The organism is Niveispirillum sp., from assembly GCF_017996735.1.
In the GTDB taxonomy this organism is placed as follows: domain Bacteria; phylum Pseudomonadota; class Alphaproteobacteria; order Azospirillales; family Azospirillaceae; genus Niveispirillum.
Map to the genome: position 1 here is coordinate 52,485 of NZ_JAGOGJ010000023.1, position 17,690 is coordinate 70,174.

Genomic DNA, 17,690 nt, shown 5'->3' on the forward strand with positions numbered 1-17,690 from the left:
GGGATGGGCATGCCGGGCAGGTGCGGTTGGGGATGGACCCGGACGCGCCTGTGGTCCATCCTGCGGCCGCCAAGAAGCGCGCCACCTGCCGCCGGGAGAATTTGGGCACATGACTGCCAAGATCGACATCCATCACATCCCCCATGCCTCGCCGACGCCCGCCGATGTCCGGGCAAAGCTGATCGCCGATCCGGGTTTCGGCAAGATCTTCTCCGACCACATGGTCACGGTACGCTGGTCGGCGGACAAGGGCTGGCATGACGGGCAGCTTCGGGCGCGGGAGGCGTTCACACTGGACCCGGCCGCCGCCGTCCTGCATTACGCCCAGGAAATCTTCGAGGGCATGAAGGCCTATCGCACCAAGGATGGTGAGGTCCTGCTGTTCCGGCCGCTGGAAAATGCCCGCCGGTTCAACCGGTCGGCCGAACGCATGGCCATGCCCGACCTGCCGGAGGAGATTTTCCTGCAGGCCGTGGAAACGCTGGTCCGCGCCGATGTGGACTGGATTCCGGGTGGCGATGGCGCCAGCCTGTATCTACGCCCCTTCATGTTCGCCGATGAGAGCTTCCTGGGCGTGAAGCCGGCCGGCAGCTATATTTTCTGCGTCATCGCCTGCCCGGTGGGCGCCTATTTCAAGGGTGGGGCCAAGCCGGTGTCGGTCTGGGCGTCGCAGGATTATACGCGCGCCGCCGCCGGGGGCACCGGTGCCGCCAAGTGCGGCGGCAATTACGCGGCCAGCCTGATTGCCCAGGCGGAGGCCATCCGCAATGGCTGCGATCAGGTGGTTTTCCTGGACGCGGCGGAAAAGAAGTGGGTGGAGGAACTGGGCGGCATGAACGTGTTCTTCGTCTTCGATGACGGCACGTTGCAGACCCCGCCGCTGACCGGCACCATCCTGCCCGGCATCACCCGCGACAGCATCATCAAGCTGGCCCGCGCCGACGGACTGACCGTGAACGAGGCGCCTTATTCGTTCGCGCAGTGGCAGGCCGACGCCGCCTCTGGCCGTCTGCGCGAAGTGTTTGCCTGCGGTACGGCTGCGGTGGTTTCGGCCATCGGCACCGTCCGGCACAAGGAAGGCAGCTTCACCATCGGTGGCGGCAGCGACGGGGAGATCACCCGCACCCTGCGCACCCGCCTGACCGCCATCCAGCGGGCCGAGGCGCCGGACACGATGGGCTGGCGGCACAAGGTGGCCGTGTAACGGGAACGGAAGCCCGTTCGCACCCTCCCGCCGCTACCGCGGGCGGGAGGGTGGTCCGGCGAGGGGATGACGGCCGTCAATTTTCCCGGTTGGCCCAACGAATGAAACGCCCGGTATTGATGGCGATCTGAAGTATTGAAGCGTATCTCAGCTCCTGATCCCGCGTCGGGATGTCGGGCCATGATTCGGCCAGCCGACGCAGTTTGGGCATGTCCAGCAGTTCGTTGACGGCGGCCGATGCTTCCAGTCCTTCGATCGCGGCCATCCAATAGGGGCGTGCCCGGGTCATCCGGTGGTGCCATTCCGGGCAACTGAGATAGGTGCGGGGCCGCATCCGCACATTATCGGGCACCCGCCCCGCCAAAACCCGCCGGGCAAGGCTGCGGGTGACCCCGTTCTGTAAGAACTGATCGGCCGGTATGGCCAGACAGAAATCGATCATGCGGCGATCCAGCAGCGGCGCGCGGACATCCAGGCCCAAGGCGTGGAAGGGCGCCCGGTTCTTGTGCCAGAAGGTCAGGACCTTGGAAATTTCCCGGACCAGGCCCTCCCGATCCGTGCGCCCTTCAAAGGGACGGGTCCATCCCTTCGCTGCGGTGCTGTTGGCCAAGCCGTAGCGGGCCACAGCCTCCGGCCGGATCAGGTTCATGTCCGACCATTGGTGCAGATCATGGCCGCGCAGTTGCCGGATTTTCCGCCGTAACGACGAGGGCAAGCCCGGATAGACGGCGCGGCCGAGCAGGTACCAGCGCCACGGACGGCCATCCTTCTCCATCAAGGCGTGAATCTCCCGGCCCAGTGACAGCCACCGTCCGTTACGGAACAAGGAAGGCAACAGATCGAAGCCGTCGCGGCTGAAGGTCAGGTTGCCGCCAACTCCGCTCAGAATCCGGCAAGGGGCGAGCCGGGAAAGTGCGGTTTTCCGGCTATGTCCCCATCCCACAGATGACGAGTTGCCTATCCCCATCGGTGACACGTCGAACTGTGATACCGGGTCGATCTCCTCCGGCGCCAATCCCCCCGCCTCGATCCGGTGCGGGCGCAGGTTGGGATAGGCCGAGGCGGTGGCCAGCACCGCCGGCCATTCATCGCCCGAGTGTCCGGGAATCTCATAGGGAATGGGCGCGCCACTCTCGCTCACCGTGGTGAAACAATCGATGGTCAGATGCGGTGCAAGACGGGCGGCGGCGGTGACGATGGCCGTCGTATCCAATCCACCTGTCAGATCGGCCGCCAGCCGGCCACCCGCCGGCAGGTGGCAGCCGACCACGCGGTCCAGCACCTCCCGGGCAGCGTCCACATAATCCTGTTCCCGGCGGAAACGGATCGGCGGCGCGTCACCGGGCCGCCAATACGTCTGTTTGCGGATGCCGGAACGGCTGATCCGCCATAACTGGCCAGGGGGAATCCGGTCGATGCCCCGAAAAGGCGTGCGCTCCGGAGGAAGATCCCGTTCCCACATCCACAAGGCCATGCATTCCAGATCGGCGGTTCCCCCGTCCCCCTCCAGATAGGGGCGCAAAACCCGCGGATGGCTGGCGAAGGTGAAGCAGCCGAAAAGCGAGGCCGTATAGACGGTCTCCTCACCGGTGGCATCGACGGCCAGGACCATTTCGGCGGTGGTTGCATCCCACACCGCCAGCACAAAACCGCCAATCAGCCGGGGCAGTGCGCCATCACCCCACCTTTCCCAGGCAGCGGCGGCCAGCGCGGCATCCGATAGATCGTCGCCGTGCCCCAAGGCGGCGCACACATCATCCCGGTTATCGAGACGGCCGACGAAGGCGACGGGGATTGTCTGGCCAATGGTGTGGATATGGCCGGGGGGCCGAACCCATAGTGCCCCGCCATCATCACCCACAACATGGTTGTTCAAGGGGGAGATGCCCGGCGCGATACGACGAACCGCCGCCACCGCGCCGGCGTGGGATCGGGCAGTGGCGCCGACGATGGATAGGTCATGCATGGACAAAAGATGACCTGCGGAAGTGGCTGATCATCAGGGCGCCGGATGCCCTACTCCCGCAGATGCTTCATCAAGAGAATACGCTGTGAGCATCCGAGATATCCTCGTTGCCGGAGGTGCCACTTACCAGGGTTGATTGAGCCAGCGGCATCACCGTCAGTTTCGGTGCGGACCATGGCCGCCGGGATACGGCAGGCGTGGCGTCTTCGGTACGGGAGGCATCCATAGGGTGCTCCATTGAGATATTCTCCGAAAACAGGAGGAAGGATTGATAAAGCAAAGTGCCTTAATTATCGATGGTTGTCCAGCCGTGTCCGGCATACCCGAAAACAATCGCCGGGACCGGCCCTATCGGCCTTCCGTTGATTTGGATGCGTAGGGCCACGTCCTGTTTTCGTCTAGCATGATGTTGACCGATACCCGCCAGTAATTAAGTGTCTCGTTTACAACATACCCGCCATCATGTTCAGTATTTGACCTGAAAACAACAAATCTTCCGGACTTGTAGGTGATCTTGTGGTCTTTTAAAAAGAATTCGCCGCCGTCTGCGGCGTTCCAGATCGGATTCAGGAACCCCAGAATTGTCCACACGCCGGCATCGCGCGTGTCGACATGAAAATTTGTACGCGATGTGCTGGACTTCGCGCCGACATGAATCCGAAAAATATTAGGCGGAAGATGGACGTTATATTGTTTCTTTGCCATGTCCCTGATTCTGAACACGATGGCTCGGAAATATCCACTGAAGAGCTGGTTGGTTGATTGTCCCCGGTCTTCTATATGCAGTCCCGGAAAACTCATGAACGGGATGTTGGGCAGCGCCGGACTGTTGGATGTCCGGGATAATGTCCAGCCATCAGTGTTCAACAGGCTGTGGTAGAGCCAGAGCAATTCCTCGCCGCTGATCACGGAATCGAAGATGTAATGTTCCGGCGGGGTGGCGGCGGGTGCCCCCTGCGGCCTGACGATATCCTGCGCCATCCAACTTCCCCCAATCGTTCTCGTGAACGTTGTCGACTATTGCCGATTGATAGCCCATGAGGATGCTGAATGCCAGTGGAGGGGCCCGGCTGGTGGCACATCACCCCCTTCCTGCCGTCCTCAATAGTGGTCCTCCCTGTCCTGTGGGTTCGTATCGGGAGCAGGGACCGATTTTCAGGAAGGGATGGGCATCATGGTTCCCGGGTTGGATATCAATTGGTGTCTATGAGGCGGGCTTGTGCGCAGAAGAAATATTTCCATGTGTCTGTAAGTTGATGACGCCGTTAAAATTGCACACAAGGTGTCATTTATTTCAAATAATAATAATTCATAAATAAATATTCATTCACATTGACTTGCGATCAATTAATGACTTTAAACATATGGATTTATTTTAAATATACATAACATAAACGCCTTCTTTTAATTTCAAGTGTATTCAATTTTCTACGAATATTCTTGTAGTTGTTACTGATTACAAGTAAAATTGTATATATAAACGGTGACACGACCTAAGATTTAATGATACCGTCTGATCCGCGCTAAATTCCGTCTTGTGGGAACGCTACCTGTATCCATCGGATCGGGGTCGAGCGATGGCGTTCCCGCATAAGCAAGGGAGGTTCCTATGGGTGACTATTATATTGGAGAAATCCGCCTTTTCCCTTATAATAATATTCCCCGAGATTGGCACATCTGTGATGGTACTATACTACCAGTACAAAATAATGCCGCGCTGTTCAGTTTGATTGGTAATTATTTTGGTGGTGATGGCAGGAACAATTTTGCCCTTCCCAATCTTCAAGGGCGGGTTGTTGTTGGCTCGCATGATCCAAGTCAGCATCTCCCCGCCACGGTGGGTGGAAGTTTCGGCTCTGATCTCATCACGCTCACTGATGCTCAGATCCCTCCCCACACTCATAATCTGATGGGCGTCGCGGCTCAGGGTTCGCCAACAGTCGGGGCAAAGGGGGCCTTTATTGGCGAAGCCGCGAGTCCATCTCCAGTCCCGCCAGGGGCGCCGGCGGCCCCGCCGCTCTACCAGAGTTCCTTGACTGCGACCGGGAAGGTTCTTCTGAACGGGTTCAGCGTTGGGGCAACGGGTGGTGGTGCCGGGCATGAAAACCGACAGCCCTATCTGGCGTTGATGTACTGCATCTCCATGTCAGGCGTCTACCCGCCGCGCCCATAATCGGCAACGCCCCTATCAAAAGACAACTATCAAAAGAGGAGAACCAAGATGGATTGGTTCGTAGGCGAAATCCGTCTTTTTGCTGGCAATTACGCGCCGGAAGGCTGGGTGCTTGCCGATGGCCGGGCCCTTAGCATCCAGCAATTCCCGGCGCTGTATGCGCTATTGGGAACATTGTATGGCGGGGACGGAAGGACATCGTTCAATGTGCCCGATCTGCGTAGCCGGTTGCCATTGGGGACAGGCAAAACCACCTCAAACTCCGCCCATACCTATATCCTTGCGGAAAAAGGCGGTGTGGAGAGTGTGGCGCTGACTGAAGCCAATTTGCCTGCGCATACCCATGCGCTGCAGGCGACGAGGGATGATGCCGATCAGGTGTCGCCTGCCGGCCATTATTTGGCCGATACGCCCGATAATCTGCCCACCTACATTGCATATATCGCCACGGCTACAACCCGTGTTCTGGCTGATCAATCGATAACTCAGGCTGGCGGGGGGCAGACCCACGGCAACATCATGCCATGTCGGTCCGTCACCTATATCATTGCCACCAACGGCATTTTCCCAACGCAAGGTTAGTATCCATCTGGTGCTTGCAGATGGAGTCGACGCCTTTGTTTTTCGTGTGATGGCCGTCGGGAGGATATCGTTCCAACTGGCCACGCTCTGATGGAGGACTGAAGAATGGCTGACGCCTTTGCCGGAGAAATCCGTGCATTCCCCTATAATTTTACGCCCGTCGGTTGGTTGCTGTGCGATGGCAGCGAGCTTCCGATCCAGCCTTATGCTGCGCTTTTCGCCACGATCGGCAACACTTATGGCGTGCCGCGTGTATCGAGCAATTTTATCCTGCCCGATCTGCGCGGCCTTGCCCTTGTTGGTGCCGGACAGGGGCCGGGCCTGAGCTTTTATCAACTGGGGCCACACGCCTATGGGGCGCCGTCGGTCACGATCACGACAGCGCAAATGGCAGCACATAACCACTCCTTCCAGACCCAGGGTGGGGCAACCCGCGTGACCGAACCGTCGTCCGCCGCACTGTTCACCGTGCCCAGTTGGAAGAGCGGCGCCACCACCGCCAACTACCAGAACTACGTCGCGCCGTCCTCGTCTGTGACGCCGGTGCCGTTGGCGCCGGATTCGTTGCTGCCTGTCGGTGGTGGTCAAGCTCACAGCAATTACCAGCCTTTGCTGATCTTCAGGGTCTGCATCAACTATGACGGCTATTTCATGCCGCGTCCGTGATCGGCCATGATGCACCTGAATAGGCAAGGTTGTTCGGAGCTTTGGCTTGACGCGCCCACCGTTCTGGTTCGCGCGGGCTATGGCTTGCGGCGGGAAGGGGAGCAAGATCTCCCCTTCCTGCGCACGCTTTATGCCAGCACGCGGGCCGAGGAAATGCGCGCCAGCGGTTGGACAAAAAAGCAACAGGAGGTCTTTCTGGCCGAACAGTTCAGGTTACAGGATGCCCATTATCGTCGGGAATTTCCCGACACCGTTCGCCAGATCGTCGTAAAGGATGCGCAGCCCGTCGGCCGGCTTTATCTGCGGCGCGTCAATCTGCCGTTGCCGGCCCGGCCGGAAATCCGGGTGAATGATATCGCCCTGCTGCCTGTCGCGCGGTCTCAGGGTATTGGATCGGCGCTGATGAAGGCGGTGCTGGAGATTGCCGCCGCAGAGGGGCTGATAGTGTCGCTGACCGTGTATGAGGATAACCGTGCCCTCAACCTCTACCACCGCCTGGGTTTTCACGGGGTGACCAGGGAAAATGGTCGGTTGCTGATGCGGTGGCGCCCACAAGCCGGGTGAAATGCGGATCAGGACGGGGGCTGGTTTTGTGAAGGGCGGCCCTGGTGATCCATGCGGGCGATCTGCGTGAAGCCTTTTGCGGCTTCGACGCCGGTCACCCCCTCGTCGCCGGCGACCAGCCAGGCGTGGGCACGGAAGCCGCCCACCTTGCTGACCCCGAAATGAATGGTCGAGGACACGCCGCGACGGCCCAGCATGATCCGGCCAGCGATGGCTTGGGCCAGGCACGCGGGGGCCCATGGCAGCCGGCGCTGGGCCCGCATGATGGCCTGCCGCACCGCCTTGATCCGGGCTGTCGATGCGGCGGCGGGCGGTCCGTCGTCCATGCCTTGCGACCATTGGCCAAGGCGATGGGCGACCCGACGGAACGGCAACAGACGCAATGCCAGATCAGCGATGGTCAGCATCGCGGCTGCTTCGGTGGCCATGACAATTTCCGTTACGGTCCATCGCCGGACACGCAGCGCAAAACGGGCGGCCATGCGGATCATGCCGCGATCTCTATCAGGCGCTCTTCACGCAATCGGGTGAGCAGCGCCAGCACATCCTGTTCGATCTGCGCTGGGTCGCCATCATAGATTTCCCCCAAGCCCCGGCAGATCACATCGACGCCGACCGGCGATGCCAGACGCCGCCAGATTTCGCTGCCGATTTCGTCGAGCCCGTAATATTGCCCGTTATCGATGCTCATCAGCATCGTTTCGCCATCCACTTCGGTGCTCAGCGGCGCGTCGCACCGGCGCACCACGCTGTTGACCGTCAATTCATCCGTCGCCGTCATGGCATCGCCCCCGCTTTGAGTCCAGAATGATCATGGTATTTTACGCGATCAATAGCTGCAATCGTGTCCGCAAGGGTTGTCTTGCCTTGCTTCACCCTCCTGGAATAGGCTGGTCGTAGCGCCCGGATACTTATTCTGGTTGAGGGTGCTAAGACTTTCCAGAAAAAGGAATGCCGGCGCTGGGCAAGAAAGAAATGTCGGTCTGTGATGGGTGATCGGGATATGCGCGGCGCCGGGTTGACGGCCGGGGGTGATGCCATGGTGCCGTCCGTTCTTGATCTTCCCCGCCGTCTGGCCGCCATGGGGCGCCGCCGCGCCGGGACGGCGCTTCTGCTCAATGCTGGCGCCGGCCTGACCGAGGGTATCGGGCTGCTGGCCCTGGTGCCCCTTCTGAAGCTGTTGGGGATCGGCGTCGAGGGTCAGGGCGGCGTGCCCGAACCGGCGTTCCTCGCCCTGGCGCTCGGCGGTTATGTGCTGCTGGTTGCCACTGCCGCGCTGATCGGGCGTGCCCGGACCCTGGCGGCGCACACGCTGACCATGGAGTTCCTGGATCGCCTGCGGGCCGACCTTCACGCCGCCATCCTTGATATGGAATGGCGCGCCTTCGCCAATCGTCGCGCGGCCGACCTGCAACAGGCGGTCGTCGGGGAGATCGGCCGCATCCATGCCGCTATCGTCGCATTGGGCGATCTGTTGGGCGCGGCGCTGGCGATACCGTTCCTCGCCGCCGCCGCCTTCGTTCTTTCCCCCGTCCTGACCCTTGCGGCGGTCGGGGTGGTGATGGTGGCGGCGCTGGTCACCCGTGGTCTGGGCGCGCGTGGGTGGCGGCTGGGCCGCGAACTGGGCCATGCCAACAAGGCGGCCATGGCCGACCTTGTCGACAACCTCGCCGGTTTGCGTCTGATCAAGCTCTTCGCCGCCGAGTCCGCCCGCAAAGCCGGGCTGACGGCGCGCTTTGCCGCCGTGCGCGAAAAACAGCATGCCTATCAGCGTGCCCAGTCGACAGAGCGTGCCGTGCTGCAGGTGATCGCTGCGGTGGCGGCGGCGGGTGGTCTGTTCCTGGCATTGTTTGTCCTGCGCCTGCCGCTGGCCGAAGCGCTTGCCCTCATGCTGGTCTATGGCCGCTTGCTGCAGGCGGCGCTGCGCTGCCTGTCCGCGTGGAGGCGCCTGAACGGCGCGGCGGCGGCACTCGTCTCCTATGATGAAACGCTGGTGGCCTGTCGTGACGCGGCCGAGGTGCGCGTGGCCGATCTGCCGGCGCCGGTCTTGCGTCGGGAAATCCGCCTGTCCGGCGTTGTCGTCCGCCATCCGGGTCAGGACCGTCCGGCGCTGGACCATCTGGATGCGGTCCTTCCCGCCGGTCAGGTCACGGCCCTGATCGGCCCGTCGGGGGCGGGCAAGTCGACATTTGTCGATCTGGTCCTGGGCCTGACCGCGCCGGATGCGGGCCATGTCGCCATCGATGACGTGCCCCTGACCCCGGACCGGCGTCGCGCCTGGCGATCCGTTGTTTCCGCCTGTCCGCAAGACCCGTTCCTGTTCCATGATACGCTGCGCGCCAACCTGCTGCTGGCCCGCCCCGATGCCGTGGAGGCCGAATTATGGTCGGCGCTGGAGGCGGCAGCCATCGCCGATCTGGTTCGCGTCCAGCCCTTGGGCCTTGATACGCTGGCCGGTGACCGCGGTCTGCGCTTTTCGGGTGGTGAGCGGCAGCGGCTGGCGCTGGCCCGGGCCTTGCTGCGCGGGCCGGTATTGCTGGCGCTGGACGAGGCCACCGCCTCCCTCGACGATCAGACGGCGGCGGCGGCGGCAACCGCCATCGACCGTCTGCGCGGCAGAACCACCGTGCTTGTCATCGCCCACCGCCTTAGCGCCGTTGCCCATGCCGACCATGTGCTGTTGATGGAGGCGGGGCGTGTCGTCGCCGCCGGGACATGGCAGGAGGTGCGCGCCCAGGCCGGGCCGCGTCTGGCCGCCATCGGCATGCTGGATGATGCCTGAGCCCGATCGGGACGCGGCGGTGCCGACCTTGGGGTTATGTCAGCAAGGCTGGTCCCGTCATCAGGTGACGAAACCAGATGCAGGCGGGGTCCGGTTCCGTTCGCCGGTGCCAGACCAGCGAATAGGGAAAGTCCGGGACCGCGAAAGGCAGGTTGAAGGAACGCAACCCCTGCGCCGATGCCAGGGGCGAAAGCCGGGAGGGCAGCGTGGTGATCAGGTCCGTGCCCGCGATTGCCGAAATATTGCTCATGAAGCTGGGTGACCGCAACGCGATGGTGCGCGCATGGCCGGCATCCGCCAGGACCACGTCCACGGGACTGGGATTGGGGTCGCGGAACTGGGCAATGGCGTGGGGATGCGCCAGGTAATCCTCCGTGGTGATCGGCTTGTGCCCGGGCCGCACCAGCGGATGCTGCTTGCAGCAGAAGGCCACAAAACTGTCCCGGAAAAGCAACTGGGACAGATAGGGTGCCGATGGCGGGCGCAGGCCCCAGAAGGTGCAGTCCAGTTCCCCGCTTTCCAGCATGGACAGCGTCTGTTCCCCCACGGGGATCAGGTCCACCGTGACCGCCGGCGCCACCTGTCGCAGCTTGCGGATCAGCCAGGGAACGATGGTCAGCGCGGTGAAATCGCTGATTGCAATGCGGAAGGTGCGTTTGCTGCTGATGGCGTCGAATTGACCGGCGCTCATCACCGCCCGGACTGAATCCAGGATATCTGTCACGGGCGCGACCATGGCCAGCGCCCGTTCCGTCGGAACCAGCCGGTTATGGCTGCGCACGAACAGCGGGTCGTCCATCAATTCACGCAGCCGGTTCAGGGCATGGCTGACCGCCGGCTGGCTGAGGGCCAGTTGCGGTGCAGCATCCTTTACCGAGCCGGTGCGTGCGACCGCATCAAAAACTACCAGCAAATTCAAGTCGATACGGGTCAAATTCACAGGACGAAATCCGATCTTCAGATACCTGCATTTTACTAGATCACTCACGGAATGTATAGGCGCAAGGGTTTCCCTGACGCTTTCGGTCGGGGAAAAAAGCCCCCGTGCCGGTTCCTCTGGCTGTGACAACCCATCATGCATCACCACCGTCAACCAAAAATTGGGTTTTGGTCTTGCAGACAAGGATTTTGATCAGATAGGATAAAGCGCAAAACTTACGAATGTGTGCGAAGAAGTTTCTTCCAGGTGATGACGTTTCCGTAAGGGTTTCATGTTAACATGTTTGCTGAGCTGGTTGTTTGTCTGGGGGCGGATAGGGGGCTTTGCTTCGAGTTTATGACAATGTATTGGAATGGTTAATAAATTAACTTTGTACTTTGCCTTTGTTGACTCGGGAAACCTTGTTGATTGGGAAAACTCGAATCAGCAAGAATAGGTTGGAAAAATCGGGAAGTTTCTTCTGCGGATCATTCCGCAATGCTGGATGTCAAAAGGGTGGTCTGATGATGGGGCATGCATATTTTTCCACACGCCGAACGTGTGTGGGGGTGTGGAAAACCGCCGCTTGTACGCTGGCGGTGGGGGCTATGTTCGCAGCGGGTGGTGCCTCGGCCCAGGTGGCCGGTGAACCCAAGGATGGCGGTCAGCCATTGCGGGCCGTGGTCGAACAACTGATGAAGGCCAGCCCCCGCGTCCGGGCGGCAGGCAGTGACGCTGTCGGGGCCGATGCCCGTGTCAGCGAAGCGTGGCGGCGGGCCTATACGCCCAATCTGGACCTGACGGCGGAAGCCGGGCGGCAGCGGTATGAATCCGTGGCCAATGCCGATCCGTCGGCGCTCACCTCCTATCGCACCACGATGCGGGCCACGCAGCTGGTGACCGATTTCGGCCGCACCTCGGCCCAGATCGACGAAGCGCGGTTTGCCGCCAGCCAGAGCAACTCCATCATGGCGGCCACACGTGACGGTGTGCTGCTGGAGGCGCTGACCGCGCATTGGAGCGTGGTGCGCGCCGACATGATCCTGACCTATAGCCGGCAGTCCGAAGCCAGTGTCCGCAAGCAGACGGAACTGGAAAGCTCGATGGTGGAGCTGGGCAAGGGCTATGAGTCCAACGTCCTGCAGGCCAAGGTGCAGTTGGCTTCCGCCGAGGCGTCGCGGGTTCGCGCCGAGGGCGGGCTGGACATTGCCAAGGGCCGCGTGCGCGCCGTCTTTGGCGATCTGGCGGGGGACGTCGGCTATGGCGAGGTGGCGTTGCCCAACGAGGCGCTGATGCCAAAGTCGCTGGACGAGGCGATGAGCCGGGCGCTGAAGAACAACAAGCAGATCGAGATCGGGCAATTCCGGTCGCAGGCGCTGGAAAAGCGGCTGGAAAGCACCGATGCGCGGGAGTTCCGGCCCCGCGTGCAGGTGGTGGCGGAACATAGCTGGCGCAAGAACATAGACGTGTCCGTCAAGGGGCCGGACTATGAAGACAGCAAGCTCATGCTCCAGCTTCAATATACGCTGAATTCCGGCATGGCCGGCCGTTCGGCGACCGAGGCGACGCGCCGTGATCTTGAGGCCAGCCGCCTGCGCGAGGTGGAGACCCGCGACCTCGTGTTCGAACAGGTGCATGTCGCCTGGCGGAATCTGAAGATCGCCCAGCAGAACAAGGACACGCTGAGCAATCAGGTCCGTATCGCCGCGAAATATTTCGAGATGGCGATGGCCGAGCGCCAGATGGGCCGCCGTTCGCTGCTGGATGTGCTGACGGCCGAAGTGTCGCTGATCAACGCGGTCAGCGATCTGGTGGCGACAGAGGCGGATGCCGCCATCGCCGGCCTGACCCTGTTGCAGGCGGTGGGCAGCCTGCAGCCCGACGCGCTGGTGACGGTGCCGACGGAAAAGGCCGTGACCAAGACCCGCCACTCCTGACGGTGGCGGGATCTTGACGACGGGGGCCGCCTGCCCGGACGGGCATCAGGCGGCGCGAAACCGGGGCATGTTTGGGGACATGCAACGGGGATGACCGCCATGCCGGACGGGGTCCGGGAACAGGGCGGCAATTTTATCGCAATCGGGATGTGCTGGGGCTGAGATGAAGTTTGTGACGTCGACCGACCATGAAGGTGCGCGCATCGAAACGGCGGCTGTCTCGCCGCATCAGGTGGCGCTGCTGGGCCAAGCACTGCACATCCCGCCCGGCCAGGTGCTGGACTTCCTGCGTTCCCTGACGCTGAATGCCGAACAACTGGCCATGCTTCGCTCGTTGTTGGAGGCCGACGGGGTCGAACTGACGCTGGAACAGTTGCAGGCCCTGCTGGGGAACGCGTCCGATACGGCGGGGGTCGTGCCGGCCGCCATGACCCTGCAGGCGGAGGATACGCCGCCGCCGGCCGATGGCGCCACCCCGGCGGCAACGGCGGGTGAGGATCTGCTGGCCGCCCTGCAACGGGGTGAGATGCCATCGGTCACCGACAACACGGTCGTGACCAGTGACGAGGCGGGAACCCTGCCGACCAATCCGCAGAATCCGGGGCAAAGCGCCGGCAGCGAGTTGCTGGCGGCCCTGACGCGCGGCGATTTTCCCGCCGTGGCCGAGGCGTCGCAGACCGTGGCCAATGAGAGCGGGCAATTGTCGGTCGCTCCCTCCGCTTCGGGTGGTATCGCCGCCGGCCCGTCCATACCCGGCGCCATCGGCAGCAATGCGGTGCAGACCGCCCTGACGGGGTCAAGCGGCACGTCGGGGACCAGCACGTCGCAGGTCACCAGCCAGATGTCGACCGTGTCCAACCTGGGAACGGGCGCGCAACTGGCCAACGCCTCCCTGCTGGTTCCCTTCGTGCAGCAGACCGTGGGCAGCGCCGGCGGTCTGGTGACGGAAATGTCGGTTCCTGGTGCCACGACCTATATCGTCACCAGCACGACCACAGTCCAGCCCGGACAGGGCGCTGTTGCGGCCCCGGTGCAGGCCGTGCCGCCGGTTCAGGAACCCCAGCAGCCGGTGGAACCCCCCGTTCCGCCGACCCCCAACGGCCGGGTCACCATCGCGCTGACGCCGGGGCAGCCATCCACCATCGTGGAAGGCACGGGCGGTGCCGGCTTCACCGAGGTTTTGTTCACGCTGACGCGGACCAACGGTCTGGCCGGCGATCAGGTTCCCTACAGCATCAGCGGCATCGACCAGTCGGACCTGTTCTCAGGCGGGCTCAGCGGCACGGTCGGCTTCGCCGCCGGGCAAACCGTGGCGACGCTGGCCGTCCGGGTCCGTGCCGATGCCATCAGCGAGTTGCCGGAAACCCTGACGGTCACGCTGTCCGACGGGCAATTCTCGGCCGCCGGCAATGCCACCGCCAGCGTCGGCATCCAGGATGACGACCAGCCGACCATCGCCGTCTCCGACGCCCTGGTCAGCGAAGATGCGGGCCATGCCGTTTTCACGGTCAGCCTGAACCACGCCAGCGCCACGGGTCTGACATTCACGCCCGGTCTGGTGGGGGCGGCGCAGGCCGGTGTCTCGCCCGACCTGAGCTATTCCACCGATAATGGCGTCACCTGGCTGCCCGCCGCGGCGGGGGCCACCATGGCGGCGGGTGCCACCAGCATCCTGGTGCGCGCGGCCATCCTGGATAATGACACTTTTGAGGGCAGCAAAAGCTTCAGCCTGATCACGGGTGCCGTCACGGCGACCGGCACGGGCGGTGCAGCACAACTGACCAACCCCACGGGCGCCAGTGGTACGGGCACGATCCGCGATGATGGCAGCCTGCTGCCGGGCGGCGTGGCGGATGATGACCGCCCCAGCCTTGGCGTTTCGAATGCCGCTGACGTGACCGAGGGGCAGCCCGCCCTTTTCACCCTGTCGCTGGGCCATGCCCTGTCCAAGCCGACGGAAGTGGAACTGTCGCTGGGCCATGTCACGACAACGGCCGGCGATATCGGTCCGGCCCTGGTTGTCTATACCGACCCGAGCAATCCCGAGGGTTCGGCCCTGATGGTTGTGGATGGCCGCTTCATCCTGCCAGCGGGCGTCACGACGGTCTATGTGAAGGCTGACACGGTCAGGGACACGCTGATCGAACAGCCGGAAAGCTTCAGCCTGACAGCCGGCTTCACCGATCCCGTCCTGAAATATGCCGATGGCACGGGGGCCAGCCCGTCCCTGCGTCCCGGTGCCAGCGTCACGGCAACCACCACCATCATTGATCCCATCCTTCCCAATGTCGGTGTTTCGGGCGGCGGTACCGTGGTGGAGGGTGACGCCACCATCTTTACCGTGGCGCTTGACCGGCCGCTGACGGTGGCAACCGACATCGAGCTGTCGCTGGGCCATATCACGACATCGGCGGGCGATATCGATCCTGCCCTTGTCGTCTACACCGACCCGAGCAATCCCGAAGGTTCGGCCCTGACGGTGGTGAATGGCCGTTTCACCCTGCCGGCCGGTGTCACGTCCGTCTATGTGAAGACCAGCACGGTCAAGGATGGCCTTGCCGAACAGCCCGAAAGCTTCAGTCTGGGTGTGGGTTTTGCCGATCCGGCCCTGAAATATGCCGATGGGACGGGCGCCAGCCCGGCCCTGCGTCCCGGTGCCAGTGTCGCCACGACCGTCACCATCACCGATCCCGCCCCCGTGGTGCCCCCGAGCGTCAGCATCTCGGGCGGCGGTAGTGTGGTGGTGGAGGGTGACGCCACCATTTTCACCGTGTCGCTTGACCGGCCGCTGACGGCAGCCACCGACATGGAACTGTCGCTGGGCCATATCACGACCTCTGCTGGCGATATCGACCCGACGCTTGTCGTCTATACCGACCCGAGCAATCCCGAAGGTTCGGCCCTGACGGTGGTGAATGGCCGCTTCACCCTGCCGGCCGGCGTTACGTCCGTCTATGTGAAGGCCAACACGGTCAAGGATGACCTTGCCGAACAGCCCGAAAGCTTCAGCCTGGCGGTGGGTTTCACCGACCCGGCGCTGAAATATGCCGATGGCACGGGCGCCGACCCGGCCCTGCGTCCCGGTGCCAGTGCCACGGACACCGTCACCATCACCGACCCGGCCCCCGTGACAGCCCCGAGCGTCAGCGTCTCCGGCGGCGGTACTGTGGTGGAGGGTGACGCCACCATTTTCACCGTGTCGCTTGACCAGCCGCTGACAACGGCCACCGACATGGAACTGTCGCTGGGCCATATCACGACGTCGTCGGGCGATATCGACCCGACACTGATCGTCTATACCGACCCGAGCAATCCCGAGGGTTCGGCGCTGGCGGTGGTGAATGGCCGCTTCACCCTGCCGGCCGGTGTCACGTCTGTCTATGTGAAGACCAGCACGGTCAAGGACGGCCTGGTCGAGCAACCGGAAAGCTTCAGTCTGGCGGTGGGCTTCACCGACCCGGCGCTGAAATATGCCGATGGCACGGGCGCCAACCCCGCCCTGCGTCCCGGTGCCAGCGGCACGGATACCGTCACCATCACCGATCCCGTCGGTCCGCAACTGAACGTGTCGGGTGGCGGCAGCGTGGTGGAGGGCCAGTCCACCATCTTTACGCTGGCACTGGACCAGGCGCTGACAACGGCCACCGATATCGAGCTGTCGCTTGGCCATATCACGACCTCTGCCGGCGATATCGACCCGACGCTTGTCGTCTATACCGACCCGAGCAATCCCGAAGGTTCGGCCCTGACGGTGGTGAATGGCCGTTTCACCCTGCCGGCCGGTGTCACGTCCGTCTATGTGAAGGCCAACACGGTCAAGGATGCCCTGGTCGAACAGCCTGAAAGCTTCAGCCTCACGGCAAGCTTCGCCGACCCGGCCCTGAAATATGCTGACGGCACGGGGACCAACCCCGCCCTGCGTCCCGGCGCCAGTGTTGCCACGACCGTCACCATCACCGACCCGGCCCCCGTGGCGCCCCCGAGTGTCAGCGTCTCGGGCGGAGATACGGTGGTGGAGGGTGACGCCACCATTTTCACCGTGTCGCTTGACCAGCCGCTGACAACGGCCACCGACATGGAACTGTCGCTGGGCCATATCACGACCTCTGCCGGTGATATCGACCCGACGCTTGTCGTCTATACCGACCCGAGCAATCCGGAGGGTTCGGCCCTGACGGTGGTGAATGGCCGCTTCACCCTGCCGGCCGGTGTCACATCCGTCTATGTGAAGACCAGCACGGTCAAGGATACCCTGGTCGAGCAGCCTGAAAGCTTCAGCCTGACGGTGGGCTTCACTGATCCGGCGCTGAAATATGCCGATGGCACGGGCGCCAGCCCGGCCCTGCGTCCCGGTGCCAGCGCCACGGACACTGTCACCATCACCGATCCCGCCCTTCCGAGCGTCGATGTGTCGGGCGGCGGCACGGTGGTGGAAGGCAATGCCACCATTTTCACCGTGTCGCTTGACCAGCCGCTGACGGCGGCCACCGACATGGAACTGTCGCTGGGCCATATCACGACCTCTGCCGGCGATATCGACCCGACGCTGGTTGTCTACACCGACCCGAGCAATCCCGAGGGTTCGGCCCTGACGGTGGTGAATGGCCGGTTTACCCTGCCGGCCGGTGTCACATCCGTCTATGTGAAGGCCACGACCGTTAAGGACACGCTGGTCGAACAGCCTGAAAGCTTCAGCCTGGCGGTGGGCTTCACCGACCCGGCGCTGAAATATGCCGATGGCACGGGGACCAACCCCGCCCTGCGTCCCGGCGCCAGCGCCACCGACACTGTCATCATCACCGACATTGCCCCCCCGGATTTGAGCATTGCCGGCGGCGGCAGTGTGGTGGAGGGGGCGCCGGCAATGCTCAAATCCGGGGGGGCAATGTCGGTGATG

At 62.9% G+C, this 17,690-nt stretch carries 13 protein-coding genes; 8 read left to right on the top strand and 5 right to left on the bottom strand.

The genetic code is table 11. The features are described from left to right. Positions 1 to 109: 109 nt before the first annotated feature. A complete protein-coding gene (locus tag KBA48_RS10040; RefSeq protein ID WP_292905789.1) occupies positions 110 to 1,204 on the top strand; it encodes a branched-chain amino acid aminotransferase in 1,095 nt (364 codons plus the stop codon). A 76-nt stretch (positions 1,205 to 1,280) separates the two neighbouring features. Here the strand turns inward: KBA48_RS10040 and KBA48_RS10045 are convergent, their stop codons facing one another. Further along, positions 1,281 to 3,170, bottom strand: coding sequence for an asparagine synthetase B family protein (locus KBA48_RS10045; protein ID WP_292905791.1), 1,890 nt, complete (start codon positions 3,168 to 3,170; stop codon positions 1,281 to 1,283). A 348-nt stretch (positions 3,171 to 3,518) separates the two neighbouring features. Next, a complete protein-coding gene (locus KBA48_RS10050; protein ID WP_292905793.1) occupies positions 3,519 to 4,151 on the bottom strand; it encodes a hypothetical protein in 633 nt (210 codons plus the stop codon). 628 nt (positions 4,152 to 4,779) lie between these two features. On the opposite strand from KBA48_RS10050, the gene KBA48_RS10055 reads away from it, so the two are divergent. From KBA48_RS10055 to KBA48_RS10070, 4 genes are all read left to right on the top strand, one after another. Continuing rightward, complete coding sequence (locus KBA48_RS10055) at positions 4,780 to 5,343, top strand: phage tail protein (RefSeq protein WP_292905795.1); 564 nt, start codon at positions 4,780 to 4,782, stop codon at positions 5,341 to 5,343. A 48-nt stretch (positions 5,344 to 5,391) separates the two neighbouring features. Next, a complete protein-coding gene (locus KBA48_RS10060) occupies positions 5,392 to 5,925 on the top strand; it encodes a phage tail protein (protein ID WP_292905797.1) in 534 nt (177 codons plus the stop codon). A 105-nt stretch (positions 5,926 to 6,030) separates the two neighbouring features. Next, on the top strand, positions 6,031 to 6,591 hold the full coding sequence (locus tag KBA48_RS10065) for a phage tail protein (protein WP_292905799.1): 561 nt from the start codon (positions 6,031 to 6,033) through the stop codon (positions 6,589 to 6,591). 6 nt (positions 6,592 to 6,597) lie between these two features. After that, the gene (locus KBA48_RS10070; RefSeq protein ID WP_292905801.1) at positions 6,598 to 7,155 is read left to right on the top strand and encodes a GNAT family N-acetyltransferase; all 558 of its coding nucleotides are present in this window, start codon (positions 6,598 to 6,600) and stop codon (positions 7,153 to 7,155) included. Between the two features lie 8 nt (positions 7,156 to 7,163). On the opposite strand, the gene KBA48_RS10075 is transcribed toward KBA48_RS10070, so the two are convergent. Beyond that, on the bottom strand, positions 7,164 to 7,583 hold the full coding sequence (locus KBA48_RS10075) for a lasso peptide biosynthesis B2 protein (RefSeq protein WP_292905803.1): 420 nt from the start codon (positions 7,581 to 7,583) through the stop codon (positions 7,164 to 7,166). Positions 7,584 to 7,642: 59 nt separating this feature from the next. Then, positions 7,643 to 7,936, bottom strand: a complete 294-nt coding sequence (locus KBA48_RS10080) for a PqqD family peptide modification chaperone (protein ID WP_292905805.1) — start codon at positions 7,934 to 7,936, stop codon at positions 7,643 to 7,645. 207 nt (positions 7,937 to 8,143) lie between these two features. Here KBA48_RS10080 and KBA48_RS10085 point away from each other — a divergent pair, with 207 nt between their 5' ends. Beyond that, positions 8,144 to 9,937: an ABC transporter ATP-binding protein gene (locus tag KBA48_RS10085; RefSeq protein WP_292905807.1), complete on the top strand. Its 1,794-nt coding sequence runs from the start codon at positions 8,144 to 8,146 to the stop codon at positions 9,935 to 9,937. Between the two features lie 34 nt (positions 9,938 to 9,971). Here KBA48_RS10085 and KBA48_RS10090 read toward each other — a convergent pair whose 3' ends face one another. After that, a complete protein-coding gene (locus KBA48_RS10090; protein ID WP_292905809.1) occupies positions 9,972 to 10,877 on the bottom strand; it encodes a LysR family transcriptional regulator in 906 nt (301 codons plus the stop codon). Between the two features lie 587 nt (positions 10,878 to 11,464). On the opposite strand from KBA48_RS10090, the gene KBA48_RS10095 reads away from it, so the two are divergent. Then, on the top strand, positions 11,465 to 12,793 hold the full coding sequence (locus tag KBA48_RS10095; RefSeq protein WP_292905811.1) for a TolC family protein: 1,329 nt from the start codon (positions 11,465 to 11,467) through the stop codon (positions 12,791 to 12,793). A 163-nt stretch (positions 12,794 to 12,956) separates the two neighbouring features. After that, a partial coding sequence (locus KBA48_RS10100) for a Calx-beta domain-containing protein (RefSeq protein ID WP_292905813.1) occupies positions 12,957 to 17,690 on the top strand: 4,734 nt, incomplete at its 3' end.